Source organism: Streptosporangium nanhuense, assembly GCF_059358815.1.
This window is the reverse complement of sequence record NZ_JCADBG010000012.1, coordinates 91,040-107,283: the sequence shown is the minus strand read 5'-3', so window position 1 is coordinate 107,283 and position 16,244 is coordinate 91,040. Positions and strand designations below refer to the sequence as shown.

General features: G+C 71.5%; 13 protein-coding genes. 9 read left to right on the top strand and 4 right to left on the bottom strand.

Going from position 1 to position 16,244, the window contains the following annotated elements; translation table 11 throughout:
• Positions 1-169 precede the first annotated feature (169 nt).
• The 7 genes from AC5L38_RS23190 to AC5L38_RS23160 all read left to right on the top strand — a co-directional run bounded on the left by AC5L38_RS23190 (position 170) and on the right by AC5L38_RS23160 (position 8,581).
• Entirely contained in the window at positions 170-1,483 is a 1,314-nt protein-coding gene (locus AC5L38_RS23190) for an ammonium transporter (protein WP_495244926.1), read from the top strand.
• Positions 1,480-1,818: a P-II family nitrogen regulator gene (locus AC5L38_RS23185; protein WP_495244925.1), complete on the top strand. Its 339-nt coding sequence runs from the start codon at positions 1,480-1,482 to the stop codon at positions 1,816-1,818. Before AC5L38_RS23190 ends, AC5L38_RS23185 begins: the two co-directional genes overlap by 4 nt.
• Before the next feature lie 3 nt (positions 1,819-1,821).
• Positions 1,822-4,098 (top strand): [protein-PII] uridylyltransferase, encoded by a 2,277-nt coding sequence (locus AC5L38_RS23180; RefSeq protein WP_495244924.1) that lies wholly within the window; start codon positions 1,822-1,824, stop codon positions 4,096-4,098.
• A 199-nt stretch (positions 4,099-4,297) separates the two neighbouring features.
• Positions 4,298-7,192: a sensor histidine kinase gene (locus AC5L38_RS23175; RefSeq protein WP_495244923.1), complete on the top strand. Its 2,895-nt coding sequence runs from the start codon at positions 4,298-4,300 to the stop codon at positions 7,190-7,192.
• Entirely contained in the window at positions 7,189-7,611 is a 423-nt protein-coding gene (locus AC5L38_RS23170) for a roadblock/LC7 domain-containing protein (RefSeq protein ID WP_389925295.1), read from the top strand. The genes AC5L38_RS23175 and AC5L38_RS23170 overlap by 4 nt, the downstream gene beginning before the upstream one ends.
• Before the next feature lie 39 nt (positions 7,612-7,650).
• Entirely contained in the window at positions 7,651-8,013 is a 363-nt protein-coding gene (locus AC5L38_RS23165; RefSeq protein ID WP_495244922.1) for a DUF742 domain-containing protein, read from the top strand.
• Positions 7,994-8,581: a GTP-binding protein gene (locus AC5L38_RS23160; RefSeq protein WP_495244921.1), complete on the top strand. Its 588-nt coding sequence runs from the start codon at positions 7,994-7,996 to the stop codon at positions 8,579-8,581. The genes AC5L38_RS23165 and AC5L38_RS23160 overlap by 20 nt, the downstream gene beginning before the upstream one ends.
• Before the next feature lie 105 nt (positions 8,582-8,686).
• On the opposite strand, the gene AC5L38_RS23155 is transcribed toward AC5L38_RS23160, so the two are convergent.
• Positions 8,687-9,688 (bottom strand): ABC transporter substrate-binding protein, encoded by a 1,002-nt coding sequence (locus tag AC5L38_RS23155; RefSeq protein WP_495244920.1) that lies wholly within the window; start codon positions 9,686-9,688, stop codon positions 8,687-8,689.
• 397 nt (positions 9,689-10,085) lie between these two features.
• On the opposite strand from AC5L38_RS23155, the gene AC5L38_RS23150 reads away from it, so the two are divergent.
• The gene (locus AC5L38_RS23150) at positions 10,086-13,025 is read left to right on the top strand and encodes a sensor histidine kinase (protein WP_495244919.1); all 2,940 of its coding nucleotides are present in this window, start codon (positions 10,086-10,088) and stop codon (positions 13,023-13,025) included.
• A complete protein-coding gene (locus tag AC5L38_RS23145; RefSeq protein WP_495244918.1) occupies positions 13,025-13,600 on the top strand; it encodes a DUF742 domain-containing protein in 576 nt (191 codons plus the stop codon). The genes AC5L38_RS23150 and AC5L38_RS23145 overlap by 1 nt, the downstream gene beginning before the upstream one ends.
• 162 nt (positions 13,601-13,762) lie before the next feature.
• Here the strand turns inward: AC5L38_RS23145 and AC5L38_RS23140 are convergent, their stop codons facing one another.
• The 3 genes from AC5L38_RS23140 to AC5L38_RS23130 all read right to left on the bottom strand — a co-directional run bounded on the left by AC5L38_RS23140 (position 13,763) and on the right by AC5L38_RS23130 (position 16,239).
• Positions 13,763-14,554, bottom strand: a complete 792-nt coding sequence (locus tag AC5L38_RS23140; RefSeq protein WP_495244917.1) for an MBL fold metallo-hydrolase — start codon at positions 14,552-14,554, stop codon at positions 13,763-13,765.
• 63 nt (positions 14,555-14,617) lie between these two features.
• Complete coding sequence (locus AC5L38_RS23135) at positions 14,618-15,409, bottom strand: alpha/beta hydrolase (RefSeq protein ID WP_495244916.1); 792 nt, start codon at positions 15,407-15,409, stop codon at positions 14,618-14,620.
• A gap of 14 nt (positions 15,410-15,423) precedes the next feature.
• Complete coding sequence (locus tag AC5L38_RS23130) at positions 15,424-16,239, bottom strand: alpha/beta fold hydrolase (protein ID WP_495244915.1); 816 nt, start codon at positions 16,237-16,239, stop codon at positions 15,424-15,426.
• Between the last annotated feature and the right edge of the window lie 5 nt (positions 16,240-16,244).

The following is a 16,244-nucleotide window of genomic DNA, read 5'->3' as shown; positions in this document are numbered from 1 at the left end:
CCATGCGGCCGAGATTCACAGATGTGAAACACGCAAGGTCGCACCTTGAAACGGTGGAAGAACACGCTGTGGCGCAACGTCAGTGCGCGGCCGGTCGATGGAGCCCAGGAAGCGATCACTGCGACTGTGAAACCGGCCACACGCCATTTGTAAGGGAGGGTCGCGTCGAATGAAGATCGATAGCGGCACCACTGCCTGGATGCTCACAGCTACCGCCTTGGTGCTGCTGATGACTCCTGGCCTCGCGTTCTTCTACGGAGGAATGACAAGGGCCAAGAGTGTCCTGAACATGATGATGATGTCGTTCGTCAGCATCATCACCGTCACCATCACATGGGTGCTCTACGGGCACTCGCTGACCTTCACCGACAACGGCAGCGAGCTCGTCAACAAGTTCATCGGCGGCTTCGACGCCCTTGGGCTGCAGAGCCTGGTCGACACCGCCACCAAGGACGATGGCACGGGCATGCCGAGCCTGGTGTTCTCGGCCTTCCAGCTCACTTTCGCGATCATCACCGTCGCGCTGATCAGCGGTGCCATCGCCGACCGCGCCAAGTTCGGCGCCTGGGTGCTGTTCACCGTCGTCTGGGCGACGATCGTCTACTTCCCCGTGGCCCACTGGGTCTGGGGCAACGGCTGGCTGTTCAACCTCGGCATCGAGGACTTCGCCGGTGGCACCGTGGTCCACATCAACGCCGGAGCCGCGGCGCTGGCACTGGCGCTCGTGCTCGGCAAGCGCGCCGGGTGGCGCAAGGAGCCGATGCGGCCGCACAACCTGACCCTGGTCCTGCTCGGCGCCGGTCTCCTGTGGTTCGGCTGGTTCGGCTTCAACGCGGGCTCCGAGCTCGCGGTGGACGGCACCGCCGGCCTCGCGTTCATGAACACCCAGATCGCCACCGCCGCCGCGGCGGGCGCCTGGCTCGTGGTCGAGAAGATCCGCGACGGTCACGCCACCAGCCTCGGTGTCGCCTCCGGCGCCGTCGCCGGTCTGGTCGCCATCACCCCGGCCTGTGGTTTCGTGGACCCCTGGGCCGCCCTGCTCCTCGGCCTCGTCGCCGGCGCCGCCTGCGCCTTCGCGGTGGGCCTGAAGTACAAGTTCGGCTACGACGACTCCCTCGACGTGGTCGGCGTGCACCTGGTCGGCGGTGTGGTCGGCGCGGTCTCCCTGGGCTTCATCGCCGCCTACCCGTTCCTGGACCAGCAGAGCACCGGCCTCTTCTACGGCGGCGGCGTCAAGCAGCTGGGCCTGCAGATTCTCGGCCCGGTCGCGGTCGGCGCCTACTCCTTCATCATCACCTGGATCATCGCTAAGATCATCGACAAGACGGTCGGTTTCCGGATCGGCGCCGAGGAAGAGATCACGGGCGTCGACATCACCTCCCACGCCGAGACCGGTTACGACCTCGGCACCATCCACTCCTCGGGTGTGGCCGCCGTCAACGGTCCGGCCCCCACCCCGGCGTCTAAGAAGGTGGACGCATGAGACTCATCACCGCGATCATCAAGCCGTTCAAGCTCGATGACGTGAAAGCGGCCCTGGAGCAGTTCGGGGTCAAGGGCATGACGGTCAGCGAGGCCAGCGGCTACGGCCGCCAGCGCGGTCACACCGAGGTCTACCGCGGCGCCGAGTACCAGGTCGACCTGGTGCCCAAGGTCCGCCTCGAAGTGCTCGCCGAGGAGGAGGACGCCGACGACGTCATCGACGTCATCGTCAAGGCCTCGCAGACCGGCAAGATCGGTGACGGCAAGGTCTGGTCCGTTCCGGTGGACACGGTCGTTCGCGTCCGTACCGGAGAACGCGGACCTGAGGCGCTCTAACCGGTGAGAGGCGACACTCGCTCGTACGCCGCGGCCCGTAAGGAACGGGCCGCGGACATCGACCGCTGGCTGACGGACCTGGTCCGCACCGCCGTCGGCACGCCGTACGGGCCCAACGGGGGAACGACGAGAAACGACGAGCGCGGCGCCCTCAGCGGAGTCGCGCTCGTCGCGGTCGGGAGCCTTGGACGCTCCGAGCTCGCACCGGGCAGCGACCTCGACCTGGTCCTGCTCCACGACGGGCGGGACGACGTGGCGCGCGTCGCCGACCGCATCTGGTACCCGATCTGGGACTCCGGGGTCGGGCTCGACCACTCGGTGCGGACGGTGGACGAGGCGGCCAAGGTCGCCAGGGAGGACCTCAAGGCGGTCCTCGGCCTGATCCAGGCGCGGCACGTGGCGGGGGATCCGGAGCTGACCCGCTCGGCGCGCGAGATCGTGCTCGCCGAGTGGCGCGCCGACTCCCGGCGCCGCCTGGGTGAGTTGCGCGACGCCGCCGACAAGCGGGCGGAGGCCAGCGGGGAGCTGGCGTTCCTGCTCGAACCCGACCTGAAGGACTCCCGCGGCGGCATCCGCGACGTGCAGGCGATGCAGGCCGTGGCGGCCGCCTGGGTCGCCTCGGCGCCGGGCCCGCGGGTGCGTGAGGCCTACGAGCTGCTGCTCGACATCCGGCACGGCCTGCACCTGGTGACCGCCCGCGGCGCCGACAGGCTGGTGCTCCAGGAGCAGGACGCCGTCGCCGGGATGCTCGGCCTGCTCGACGCCGAGGCGCTGATGCGCAGGCTCGCCGAGGCCGCCAGGACGATCGGGCACTCCTTCGACGCCACCTGGCGCACCGTCGACCGGTTGCTGACCGGTCCCACCCCGCGTGGCCGCCGCCCGCTCGCCGACGGCGTCGTCGAGCACGGCGGGGAGGTCGTGCTCGCCCGCGGGGTCAACCCGCGCAAGGACCCGGTGCTGGTGCTGCGCGCCGCCGCCGCCGCGGCCGAGGCGGGCCTGCCGTTGGCGCCCGCCACGGTCACCGCGCTGGCCTCCCAGTCGCCGCCGCTGCCCGTGCCCTGGCCCGACGAGGCGCGTGACGCCCTGGTGGCGCTGCTGGGCGCCGGCCGCGCGGCCGTGCCGGTCTGGGAGGAGCTCGACCAGGCGGGGGTGCTGGTCCGCCTGCTGCCCGACTGGGAGCGGGTGCGGCACCGCCCGCAGCGCAACCCGGTGCACCGCTACACCGTCGACCGGCACCTGATCGAGGCCGCGGCCGGGGCCGCCTCGTTCACCCGCGAGGTCTCCCGGCCCGACCTGCTGCTCATCTCGGCGCTCCTGCACGACATCGGCAAGGGATACCCCGGCGACCACTCCACCACCGGAGCCGTCGTCGCCCGCGACATCGGGGCACGGATGGGCCTGCCCCCGGCCGACGTCGACATCCTGGAGACCGTGGTCCGCCACCACCTGCTGCTGCCCGAGACGGCCACCCGCCGCGACCTGGACGACCCGGTGACGATCTCCCGGGTGGCCGAGGCCGTCGGCTCGCGCGAGGTCCTCGAACTGCTGGCGGCCCTCGCCGTGGCCGACGGCCACGCCACCGGGCCCGCCGCCTGGAACTCGTGGAAGGCCTCGCTCGTCGCCGACCTGGTACGCCGGGTCCGTTCGGCGCTCTCGGGGACCCCGCTGCGCCCGGCGCCCTCGCTCTCGGTGGAGCAGGCCTCCCTGGCCCGCCACGGCGGCGGTGCCGTGCGCGTCAACGGGGGAGCGGTCACCGTGGTCGCGCCCGACCGCGCCGGGCTGCTCTGGCGCGCGGCCGGGGTGCTGGCCGCGCACCGGATGGTGGTCCGCGCCGCGTCGGCCGCCTCGGCGGGCACGACCGCGGTCATCGAGTTCTCGGTCGTGCCCGAGTACGGCTCGCCGCCCGACCCCGCGACGCTGGAGGCCGACCTGCGCCTGGTCCTGGCCGGCCGCCTCGACATCGAGCAACGCCTGGCCAGGAGGACCAGGTCGATGCGTCCGGCCCGGGTGCCGGTGGCGCCGCCGAGGGTGAACCTGGTGGACGACGCGTCCAACACCGCCACCGTCATCGAGGTGCGTGCCCATGACCGTCCGGGGCTTTTGTGGCGGATTGGTAGAGCATTTGGTGAATGCGGTCTTGACGTACGAGCCGCGCGTGTGGAGACTCTCGGCGCAGAGGCGGTGGACGTCTTCTACGTGGTCGACAGAGCCGGCCGCCCGTTGACCGACGAGGTCCAGCGGGCGCAGGTGCGCGACCAAGTACTTGCTGCCCTCCGGTAACAGTAGCGGTCTCTCGTCTCCTTCGTAACGATTAAAGTCGCTATGTCGGTTTTGCCGATTCTTTCCCATGACCTTGTGGTCTGATGTTGTCCACTTGTGTCGCGATTGAGGGGTATCGAGAGCGGTGACTACGGCGACATCCGAGAGCGGAGGTGCTCCGGCACCCGACCGCGGCAAGCGGCCTGCCGCCCGGTTCGGCTTGAAAAACTGGCGTGTCCGTTCGCGCCTGACAGCCCTGATCCTGGTGCCGACGGCGGTGGGCGTCGTGCTCGCCGGCACGCGCGTGGTGGCCTCCGTGGACAGCGTGGCCGGATACCAGCGGACCGCCGCCGCCGCGGAGTACTCGGGCGGTCTCCGCGACCTGGCCCAGGCACTCGGCCTGGAACGTGACCGGGGCGCGTGGTCGTCGTTCCAGCCTTCGAACAAGGGTTTGAAGGAGAGTTCCGACGCGCAGCGCAAGACCGTGGACGCGCTGGTCAAGAAGGTGCTGCTGGAAGTCCAGGCGATCGACGACTCCTACGGAGCCCGGGTCGTCGAGGCGGCCAGGAACGTTTCCTACCAGCTGGACGGCCTTTCCGAGCTGCGCCGCCTGGCGGGCATCGCCCGTGTGGAACGGTACAGTTCCATGATCGCTCCGCTGCTGACGCTCCACGAGGAGCTCACGCTGGTGAGCGACGACCCGGAGATCATCGGCAACACCCGCGCGCTCAGCGCCCTGGCGTACGCCAAGGAGGAGGTCTCCAAGCAGCGCGCCCGGCTGCTGGCCGGCTACTACGCGCCCTCGCTGATCAACCCGCAGGAGGTCGAGAAGTTCATCGCCTCCCGCTCCCGCATGGACGAGTACGAGGCGGACTTCGGCGTCGAGGCGAGCCCGGACAACGCCCAGCTCCTCGTCACCGCCCTGATCGACGAGCGGGTCCACCGGGCCGAGCTGATCAAGTCCAGGGTGATCGTGCTCGCCAGCGACCCGGCGCGCACCGGGCGGCTGCTGTCCAGCTTCAACGACGTCAAGCAGTGGTTCTCGGACAACACCGTGGTCCTCGACCGGATGCGGAAGGTCGAGACCCAGGTCGCCGGTGACGTGGTCACCCGGGCCAGGGACCTGGAGGACGCCGAGCAGCGCAACGCGATCATCACCGCCGGGCTGATCCTGCTCCTGCTCCTGCTGGTGCTCGGCCTCACGGTCCTCATCGCCCGCTCGATGGTGACGCCGCTGCGCCGCCTGCGCGTCGAGGCGCTGGAGGTGGCGAGCTTCCGGCTCCCCGAGATCGTGCGGCGCCTCCGGGTCTCCGGCGACAGCCGCGCACCGGACGTCGAGCCCATCTCGGTCGACACCAGCGACGAGATCGGTGAGGTCGCCAAGGCCTTCGACGAGGTCCACCGGCAGGCCGTGCGCCTGGCCTCGGAGGAGTCGGAGCTCCGCTCCAACATCAGCGCGATGTTCGTCAACCTGTCGCGGCGCACGCAGACCCTGGTCGAGCGGCAGATCTCGCTGATCGACGGCCTGGAGAAGGGCGAGGAGGACGGCGGCCGCCTGGCCGACCTGTTCAGGCTCGACCACCTGGCCACCCGCATGCGCCGCAACTCCGAGAACCTCCTGGTCCTCGCCGGTCACGAGCCGACCCGCAGGCGAAGCCAGCCGGCCAAGCTCGTCGACGTCGTCCGCGCCTCCCTGTCGGAGGTCGAGGACTACGAGCGGGTCCAGGTCAAGGTGCACCGCACCATCTCGGTCGCGGGCAGCGCCGCCAACGACATCGTCCACCTGGTCGCCGAGCTGGTGGAGAACGCCATCCAGTTCTCGCCCAGGGCCAGCCAGGTCGTGGTCTCCAGCAGCGTGATCGAGGGCGGCGGCGCGCTGCTCGCGGTCAGCGACCCGGGCATCGGCATGACCCACGAGGAACTCGTCGAGACGAACCGCCGGCTGGCGGACCCGCCCGTCGTCGACGTCTCGGTGTCGCGGCGCATGGGCCTGTTCGTGGTCGGCCGCCTGGCGCTGCGCCACGGCATCCGGGTGCAGCTGCGCCCGCAGGAGGGCGGCGGTCTCGTCGCGATGGTCCTGTTCCCGCCGGAGCTCGTCGTCCAGGCGGTCCAGCCGGTGCAGACGCCCTCCTGGGGGGCCGAGCAGCCTCCCTCGCAGAACCACTTCGCCCCGGCGGCCGCGGGCCCGCCCGTCCAGCAGCCCGCGTACGGGCAGCCCCGGACCGGGCTGGGGCACACCCACCCCTCGTTCGAGCAGGGACAGTCGCCGTTCGGGTCGAACCCCTTCGGGCAGGCGTCGTACGGGCAGAGCTCGTTCGGCCAGGAGGTGTTCGGGCAGGAGACGTTCGGGCAGGCGTCCGTGGACGCGCCCTCCTTCGGCTCCACCCCGCCGTTCGGCGCCCCTCCGGTCGTGGGGGGTCCCTCGGGCGCCCCGGCCGCGAGCGGCCCGCCGCTGCCCAAGCGGCAGGTCAACGGCAACGGCGGCCCTCCCGCCTCCGAGTTCTCCGCCTGGGGCCAGTCGTCGTACGAGGACACGGCGGTGGGGGCGATGCCCGCGGTGGGTGTCTCCCCGCTCGACACCGAGCAGGAGGAGTACCTGCCGATCTTCGCCTCGATCGAGTCCGCCTGGTTCCGCCGGGCGGAGGAGCCGGGCGAGAGCCCGGCCGCGGGCGGGACCGCGGGCGGGGCCCCGGGGTGGAGCACCTCTCCCGAAACGGGGAACGAGCCCTACGAGCCGGCCTGGGGGGAGGAGCCGACGCCCCCGACCGGGATGCCGGCCCGCGAGACGCCCCTCGACCCGCCGCCGGCGAGAGAGCCGGCGGCGGCCGAGCCGGACAGCTGGAACACCCCCGCCGACGCCGGGTGGCGGGCCGCCCAGGCGGCGAGCGAGCCCGCGCTCGGCGGGGTGACCGCCGCGGGCCTGCCCAAGCGCACTCCCAAGGCGAACCTCGTACCCGGCACGGCCGCCGCCGTGCCGTCCACCCCCATGCCCCCACTGTCGCCGGACAGGGTGCGAAACCGTCTGTCGAGCTTCCAGCAAGGCGTACGGCGGGGCCGTGCCGAAGTAGTCGATACCACCACCAGAAGCCTGGTTGACGAGGAGGAGGGCTCATGACGACCCTGAGTCATGAGGCACGCAGGTTCGACTGGTTGATCACCGAGTTCGTCCGCGGCACACCGGGTGTCGCGCACGCGGTGTGCGTCTCGGCCGACGGGCTGAGGATCGCCAGTTCCGAGGGGTTCCCCCCCGACAGGGCCGACCAGCTCGCCGCCGTCTCGGCGGGCCTGCTCAGCCTGACGGTGGGCGCCTCCCGCGTGTTCGAGGGCGGCGCCGTCACCCAGACGGTGGTCGAGATGGAGCGCGGCCTGCTGCTGGTCATGGCGATCAGCGACGGCTCCGTGCTCGCCGTGCTGGCCTCTCCCGACTGTGACATGGGGCTGGTGGCGTACCAGATGACCATGCTCGTCGACAGGGCCGGGCAGGTGCTCACCCCGGCGCTCCGCGCCGAGCTGCAGTCCTCCCGGGGCCGGTGATGACCGCGCTCACGCCCGGTGTCCTCACGGGAGAGGCTCGTGCTCGGGGTTGACGGAACCGGGGACGACGAGCCCCTGTTCCGTCCGTACGCCGTCACCGGCGGCAGGTCGGAGCCCCGTTTCCACATGGCGATGGAGGCGCTGGTCTCCTCCTCCTTCATCATGGAGGAGGATCTCGCCCTGCTCACCCCCGAGCAGGACGCGATCATCAGGCTCTGCCGTTCGTACCGGTCGGTCGCCGAGATCTCGGCTCTGCTGAGGGTGCCGCTCGGCGTGGCCCGCGTGCTGGTGGCGGATATGGTCGACGAGGGCTTCGTCCGCATCCATCAGCCGCATCTCAACGAGGGACAACCGGACCTCAACATGCTCGAAAGGGTTCTCAGTGGACTTCGCAGGCTCTAGCCAGGGTGGCCTGACGTCAACGAAGATCGTTGTCGCGGGTGGGTTCGGCGTCGGCAAGACCACGTTCGTGGGGGCCGTGTCGGAGATCGTGCCGCTGACCACGGAGGCGGTGATGACCGACGCCAGCGCCGGGATCGACGACCTGGGGCTGACCCCCCACAAGAGCACCACCACGGTCGCGATGGACTTCGGCCGTCTCTCGCTGGACCGCGACCTGATCCTGTACCTGTTCGGTACGCCGGGTCAGCACCGGTTCTGGTTCATGTGGGACGACCTGGTCCGCGGCGCGATCGGCGCGGTGGTCCTGATCGACACCCGGCGGCTGGCCGACGGCTTCCCGGCGATCGACTACTTCGAGGAGGCCAAGCTCCCCTTCGTGGTCGGCGTCAACGGGTGGAACGGCGAGTTCCCGCACCACGAGGAGGAGGTGCGCGAGGCCCTGACGCTGGCCCCGCACATCCCCGTGGTGCGCACCGACGCCCGCTCCCGCGACTCGGTCAAGAGCACGCTGATCACCCTCGTCGAGCACGTGCTGCGGGTCCGCACGGCCTACGGCACGTCGGTGTAGCCTCGCCCTCCGTCCGGGGACGGCTCCGCGCTCCGCGGGCCCGTCCCCGGAAGCGGTGCGGGCACCGCTCGGCGGGCGTGGCGTTTCGGTGCGGGTCGGTGCGCGTCAGTGCGGTATCCACTCCTTCCAGGTGATCCTGTTGGCGTCGATCCACTTCTGGGCCGCCCGGCCGGGGTCGAGGCCGTTGCCGGCGATGTCGCTCGCCACCGCGTTCTGCTGCTCGTTCGTCCAGGAGAAGTTCCGTACCAGCTCGTAGGCCCTGCCGCCGGTGTCGGCGAACCGCCTGCTCACGATCTTGTCGAGCAGGTAGGGCGGGTAGTCGCACCTGACCGCTGCGGGGTCGGCGTCGCAGCCGATCGCGTACGGCGGGAGGTTGACCTTCGCCAGCTTGATCTGGGTGAAGAGCCACTGCGGCTCGTAGAAGTACATCAACAGCGGGGTCCGGTCGCGGGTCGCCCGCCTGGCGGCGTCGATCAGCGCCTTCTCGCTGCCCGCGTAGACGACCCGGTAGTCGAGGCCGAGATTGCGGACGAGGGCCTCGTCGTTGGTGACGTAGGAGGGGTCCCCGTCGAGAAGCTGGCCTGAATTGCCGGACTTATTCGTTCTGAAGAGGTGGGCGTACCTGTTGAGCCGCCGCCAGTCGGTGATCCCGGGATACTTGTCCGCCATCCACTGGGGGACGTACCAGCCGATGACCCCCCTGGCGCCGCTCCGGCCCGCGGAGACCGCGACCTTCTTCTCCTCGATGTAGGTCCGCTTCAGCGACTCCCGCCCCCAGTTCTCCACGATCACGTCCACCGTGCCCTTTTCGAGGCCCTCCCAGGACTGCGGCGGGGTGAGCCTCACCGTCTGCACCCGGTAGCCGAGCTCCTGGGTCAGCAGGCGGCCGATGACGGCGGCGCCCGCCTCGTAGCCCACCCAGTCGTTGACGGCGATCCTCACGGTCCCGGGGGACGGGGGAGCCGGTGCGGCCTCCTCCTGGCGGGTGCACGCGGGCAGGGGCAGGAGCAGCGCGACGGCCGCGCCGAACGCCAGGAGCCGGGAGGTGGCGCGGGCGGGCGGGCGGGAGCCGCGAACCGGGCTCGCGGCGTCGCCGGGTGTGGCCACGGTCTCCTCCAGGGATCGCCACCCGGATTCGGCGGGCCGGGGACGCCGGGGGTGCGGTGCGGGCTACGGACGTAGGGAGTCAAGATATGGCGTAAATATCGTGAACCACAAAGTCGTCATCCTCCGGGGGCCGCCACACTTCCGTCGCGGGCTCGCGGCCCTCGGAGATGGAACGGTGCAAACGGTCATACAGGTTGATAAATGCCTAATAAGGGTATTCAGAGAGCCGGAAGTGGGGTTCCGGGCGCATCCAGAGCTTCCGGTCCAGTCCCCGTATCACCAGGAATACGCATTTATCGAGCTGTGTTCGCTTGGCCCCATAGGTTGATATGTGCTCGAATTGCCGGGAACCACGGGAAATTCGGCCAGAGGTTCATCCGCGAGAGGGCAGCGTCCGGTGAGTCCACACGAGATCCACGACGCGGGCAGCGGCCTGCGCCCGCGGAACTGGCGGGTACGCCGGCGGCTCGTCGCGCTCGTTCTGGTGCCCACGATCGCCGCGGTGCTGCTCGGCGGTGTCCAGGTGTTCGCCTCGATACGCGCGGCGGGAGACTACCAGCGGGTCAACGACCTCGCGCGGCTCTCCGCCCACATCGGCACGCTCACCCACGAGCTGGCCGAGGAGCGCGACCACACCGCCTGGTTCATCGCCCTCGGCCGGCCCAAGGACGGCGTGCAGGACGTGCGGGCCCAGATGGACCTGGTCGACAGCTCCGCGGCGCGCGTCCGCGAGAGCGGCTCGCTGCTCGGCGAGGAGGTGAGCGGCCGCACCAGGGAAGAGGTCGAGACCGCGATCACCCGCCTGGAGGACCTGTACCCGCTGCGCGAGCAGGCGCTGCGCTCGGCGCTGCTGCCCGACGCGGCCATCGCCGCCTACTCCCTGGTCATCGCCGACCTGCTCTCCCTGTACGACGAGCTCGGCAAGGGCAGCGCCGACGACGTCCTGTTCGGCCAGGCGGTCACCCTGGACGCGCTCGCCCGCGCCAAGGAGGCGCTCTCCTTCCAGCGGGCGCTGCTGACGGTGGTGCTCGTGGCGGGCCGCTTCGAGCAGGGACAGATGGAGCGGTTCCTCGGCGCGCTCTCCACCGAGCGCGGCGAGCGCAGGACCTTCGCCGCCGAGGTCGGCGGCCGGGAGCGCCGCCTCTTCGACGAGACCGTCAACGGTCCCGCCGCCGAACGCGCCGAGCTCATCCGCGAGCTGGTCCTGCTCCGCGCCTCCTCCGGCATCCCGCTGAGGGGCCTGGACCTGAGGCGCGAGGACGACGCCAAGGAGTGGTACGACGCGGCCACCGTCACCATCGGCCACATGCGCGCGGTCGAGGAGCGGCACGCCCAGGAGATCGTGACGCGCAGCCAGCGGCTCGGCGACGTCGAGCACGGCCACGCCCTGATGGTCGCCATGGCCGTCGCCGCCCTGCTGGCGTTCGTGCTGGTGATCACCATCGGGGTGGTCCGCTCGCTGGTCAGGCCGCTGAGACGGCTGCGCAGGGAGGCGCTGGAGGTCGCCGGGGAGCGGCTGCCCGCGTACGTCCAGCGGGTCCGCGAGTCGCACGGGGGAGAGATCGCCGCCGACGTGCCAACGATCGGGGTGCTGTCGCGCGACGAGATCGGCGAGGTCGCCAGGGCGTTCGACGAGGTCCACCGGGAGGCCGTGCGGCTGGCGGGCGACGAGGCCAGGCTGCGCACCAGCGTGAACGCGATGTTCGTCAACCTCTCACGGCGGAGCCAGAGCCTGGTGGAACGCCAGCTCACCCTGGTCGAGCGGCTGGAGCGCGGCGAGCGCGACGACCAGCGGCTGGCCGACCTGTTCAAGCTCGACCACCTCGCCACCCGCATGCGCCGCAACAGCGAGAACCTGCTCGTCCTCGCCGGGCAGGAGGTGGCGCGGCGCTGGAGGCAGCCGGTCGAGCTGATGGACGTGGTCAGGGCCGCGCTGTCGGAGGTGGAGAACTACGAGCGGGTGACGAACCGGGTCCAGTCGGAGGTCGCCGTCGCGGGCCCCGCGGTGAGCGACGTGGTCCACCTGCTCGCCGAGCTGGTCGAGAACGCCGTCTCGTTCTCGAAGCCGGACACCAGGGTCACGGTGTCCAGCAGCCGGATCGACGACGGGGGCGTGATGGTCTCGGTGACCGACAGGGGCATCGGCATGACGGCCGAGGAGCTCTCCCAGGTCAACCGGCGCCTGGCCGGCCCGCAGGACGCCGACGCCTCGATCGCCCGCCACATGGGCCTGTTCGTCATCGGCCGCCTCGCCCTCAAGCACGGCATCCGCGTCCAGCTCCGGCCCCAGGACTCCGGCCTGACCGCGATGGTCATGATTCCCGAGTCGCTTCTCGTCCTGCCGCCCATCGTGGGCCGGCCGGCCGGCTACCCGCAGCCCGCGGCCGCCTTCTCCGGGACGCCGGCGGCCGCGGCCGGCCTTCCCGCGGGCGTGGTGGGCCTGCCGGCGGGGGTGGCCGCCTTCCCGCTCCCCGGTGACGCGGACGGTCCGCCCGTCCCACCGTTCCCGCACACCCCCGACGACGGCGAGGACGATCCGGACGTCGCGTTCCCCCAGGTAGCCGATGCCGCGGCCCCGTCGAGGACGCCCCTGCTCGCGGCGCCCACGGCCGAGCGGGCGCCGCTGCCCTCGCGGGTCAGGCCGGACGCGACCGAGCGGAGCGTGTGGAGCCCGCCCGCGGAGCGGCTCCGCCCGCCTCCCGGCCTGTTCGACCGCCTTGCCGGCCCGCTCGACGCCCCTTCCGGCTCCCCCGAGCCCTCTTGGGGCCCGCTCGACGGCTCGCCCGGTTTCCTCGACGGCCTCCCCCTGGTGGACGAGACCGGTGCGGGGAGTCCGGGGGAGCGGGAGGACGACTTCCTGCCGATCTTCGCCGCGGTCGAGTCCGCCTGGTTCCGGGCCGCCGCCCTCTCCCGCGACCCCGGTGCGCGCACGGCCCGCCCCGAGGCGGACGCGGGTCCCGTTTCCGAAAGCTCCGCCTCCGGCGACTCCGCTCCCGAGGAGTCCCGGGCCGAGCCCGAATCCTGGACCTCGCCCGGTGACCTCGGCTGGCGGGCCGCGCAGGCGGCGAACGCCCCCGTGCTCGGCGGCACGACCGAGGCGGGCCTGCCCAGGCGCACCCCCCGGGCCAACCTGGTCCCCGGCTCGGTCACCCCGCCCACGCGGCCCGAGCCGTCAGAGTCTTCTGAGTCGTCCGGGCCGTCTGAGTCGTCCGGGCCGTCCCGGTCCCCGGCGCCGGGCAGGCCCGCCCTCTCGCCCGAGCGGATGCGCAGCCGCATGGCGAGCTTCCAGGAGGGCGTGCGCAAGGCGCGCAACGAGCTTCCGGGCAGGGAGCGGTGATGCGGGCAGGCAACCGGGGCCACGGTCACGCCTCCCCCGGGGAGGAACAGGGGGACGACACGCCCCGCTACGGCCTCCCGGCCGGGACCGCGGGACACGGCTGGCGCCCGGTGCCACCCCCGGTTCTGCCCGCGCGCGGCGCCGGCCGGCCGGGCTACGGCGCTCCGGAGGAGCCGCCCGGGCTCGCGGCCCGGCGGGACGGGCGCCTGGGGTACGAGCCGGAGCACGACGAGCCGGCCGAGGAGGAGAGCTCGCTGATCCGGATGTACGCCGTGACCGGGGGGCGGGTCGTCCCGAGCTCGAAGCTCGCCATGGAGGCGCTGGTCGCGACCACGACCACGACGCCGCTCGGCCTGTCCTACATCCGGGAGTACCGCTTCATCAGCGACCTGTGCCGCAGCATCCGCTCGATCGCGGAGATATCCGCCCTCCTGAGCGTCCCCCTCGGCGTCACCCGCGTCCTGGTCTCCGACATGGAGTCCGAGGGCCTGGTGCGGATCCATCGCCCCCGGGTCACCGCGGCGGGCCCCGGGCCCGACCTGCTCGAACGCGTCCTCAACCACCTCAGGGGTTAGGCTCGGCCGACCCGGGGGCGCTTGTTGACGGCACCTCCGGCTGGGCGGGGAACAGGCCGGGGCCGGTCTCCTGGCAGGCGGCGCGGCTCCCCGAGCCCGGAGGTGAGGTCAACGGGCCGCCGGAGCCGGAAAGGCCGCCTTCCCCGGTGGCAAGGCCGGTGTCTAGAGACGCACGTGTTCCGTCGATCCGATGGGCAGCCAGTGGAACCGGCTGCCGACCCGCTCCGGCGCTCGCAGCAGGTCACGTTCGATGCCGTCGCGGCCCTGGCGGAAGTGCTGCCATCCCTCGTAGTGGACCGGCAGGATCGTGTGCGGGGTGATGGCTTCGCACAGCCGTACGGCCTGGCGCGCGGTCATGGTGTAGCGCAGCGGGCCGGTGAGGGGGAAGCCGACGCCGCCCAGGTGCAGCAGGACCGTACCCGGCCGTATCCGGGCGGCGGCCTGGCGGAGCGCACGATGGTAGACCGTGTCGCCGGTGATCCAGAGCGAGCCGTGGGTCTGGCCGGGCCAGGTCAGGGCGAAGCCGATGACGTCGCCGACGACGGGACGGCTGAGCGGCGGCCCGTGCCGGCAGGGGGTGGCGGTGATCTCGATCGGCGGCCGGCCGGGTGCCTCCAGCCGGGTGCTCTGCCCGGGCTTGAGCCCGCGGGCGGTCCCGCCCAGGCGGCGGGCGCCCGAGGAGGTGGTGATCGTGGTCCCGGTGGTGGTCAGCAGAACGCGCCCGGCGTTGTCGAGGTTGTCGCCGTGGTGGTCGTGGGTGAGCAGGACGGCGTCCGGCGGCGGCAGCGCGTCCGGCGGGAGGGTGGGGCCGGTGAGTTTGCGAGAGGAGGTTCCCCAGCCGAACGCGTAGGTCCGGCCGGGGGGGTCGAAGGTCGGGTCCGTCAGCAGTCGCCAGCCTTCGAACTCGATGAGGACGGTGGGGCCGCCGATGTGGGTGAACCTGACTTCCGTCATGCGCTGATCCTTCGGAGTGTCCAGGGGGGACGGCCGGATGGTAGTCCCCCCCGGGGGGCGACGTCAGGAGTGGTCGAGGGCCCAGTTGAGGGCGTGGTCGGCGATCTCCTCCCAGCCGTCCTGGGCGGGCATCAGGTGGGAGCGGCCGGGATACTCGACCACCTCGGTGACGGTGGCGGACTTGTAGTGCCTGGCGTTGGAGCGCTGGACCTTGGGCGGCATCAGGTGGTCGTTCTCGCCCGCGACGAACAGCAGCGGCCTGCGGTCGTCGTTGTGGTAGTCGACGTGGTTGTCGTCCTTGCCGGGGTGGATGTTGGCCAGCGCGCTGCCCCAGAAGATCTGGCCGGAGGCGGGTATGTGGTAACGCTCGTAGGTCGCCCGCGCCTGGTCCTCGGGGAAGGTGTTGGTGAAGGCGTACCTCCACTGCTCGTAGGTGAACCCGACCGCCCGGTGCCGGTTGGCGGGGTTCTTCAACACCGGGAAGGTGGCGCGGATCTGCGAAAGCGGGATCACCTGCACCCCCTCGGTGGGCGCGGAGTTGATCGCCACCCCGGCGGCGCCGTAGCCGTGGTCGAGCAGGATCTGGGTGAACACGCCGCCCGCGGAGTGGCCCATCAGGATGGGCGGCGTCTCCAGGCCTCCGACCAGGGTTTCCAGGCTCTCGATGATCTGCGGGACGGTCACCTTCTCGATCGGGGTGGGGTCGGCGTTGAGCGCCTCCACCTCCACCTCGAAACCCGGATAGGCCGGGGCCAGCACTCGAAATCCCTGAGCCTCGTAACGGGCGACCCAGTGCTCCCAGCTACGCGGGGTGACCCAGAAGCCGTGGATCAAAACGATCGTGTCGGGTTTCATGTCGGTTCCCCCTGCTATCGGGTGGCGGCGTAGGCGGACAGGACCACCGCGGTGGCGGCGGCGGGGTGGGACGTCATCACGACGTGCGAGGAGCGGATCTCCCGGGTGTGGCTGCCGGCGCGCTTGGCCATGGTGCGCTGGACGGCCGGAGGGATGACCTTGTCCTGGGTGGGGATCAGGTACCAGGACGGGATGGTCTTCCACGCGGGGACGCCGCTGGGCCCGGAGAGTCCGGCGACGCTGCCCGGACGCTGGGTGGCGGCCATCAGACGGGTCTTGTGCTCGGGCAGGTCGGCGGCGAACACCTGCCGGAACTTGGCCGGGTCGATGTAGCCGTCGGTGCCGTGCGATCCGTCGGGCAGGGTCCACTCGCGGGGGATGAGCGCTTCGCCGAGCAGACTGCCGGGCACGCTGGTGGCGAGTTGCAGGGCGCTCTCGCCCTCGTCGGGCGCGAAGGCTCCCAGATAGACCAGCGCTTTGATGTTGGTGTGGCCACGGGCGGCGTTGGTGATGACGGCGCCGCCGTAGGAGTGTCCGACGAGGATCACCGGACCGGTGACGGTGTCCAGGATGCTGGAGATGTAGGCGGCGTCGCCCGCGCTGTCGCGCAGCGGGTTGGCCGGTGCGATCACCGGGAATCCGGCCCGCTGCAGCAGGGTGATCATGTCGTTGAAGCCGGAGGCGTCGGCGAACGCGCCGTGAACGAGTACCACGGTCGGCTTCACGGTGCTGGTCGCGGTGCTGGTCGCGGTGGCGGGCGCGGGGGTCAGGCCGAGGGCGAGAAGACAGCTCGCGAGGAGGACGCCCAGCAGACGGCGCGGAGAGGTCATGGGGA

Bases quoted from the DNA above. Each gene is read 5' to 3' on its own strand.
- AC5L38_RS23145 (WP_495244918.1), top strand. From the start codon at position 13,025: ATGCGGGCAGGCAACCGGGGCCACGGTCACGCCTCCCCCGGGGAGGAA.
- AC5L38_RS23135 (WP_495244916.1), bottom strand. From the start codon at position 15,409: ATGAAACCCGACACGATCGTTTTGATCCACGGCTTCTGGGTCACCCCG.
- AC5L38_RS23140 (WP_495244917.1), bottom strand. From the start codon at position 14,554: ATGACGGAAGTCAGGTTCACCCACATCGGCGGCCCCACCGTCCTCATC.
- AC5L38_RS23130 (WP_495244915.1), bottom strand. From the start codon at position 16,239: ATGACCTCTCCGCGCCGTCTGCTGGGCGTCCTCCTCGCGAGCTGTCTT.
- AC5L38_RS23185 (WP_495244925.1), top strand. From the start codon at position 1,480: ATGAGACTCATCACCGCGATCATCAAGCCGTTCAAGCTCGATGACGTG.
- AC5L38_RS23190 (WP_495244926.1), top strand. From the start codon at position 170: ATGAAGATCGATAGCGGCACCACTGCCTGGATGCTCACAGCTACCGCC.
- AC5L38_RS23170 (WP_389925295.1), top strand. From the start codon at position 7,189: ATGACGACCCTGAGTCATGAGGCACGCAGGTTCGACTGGTTGATCACC.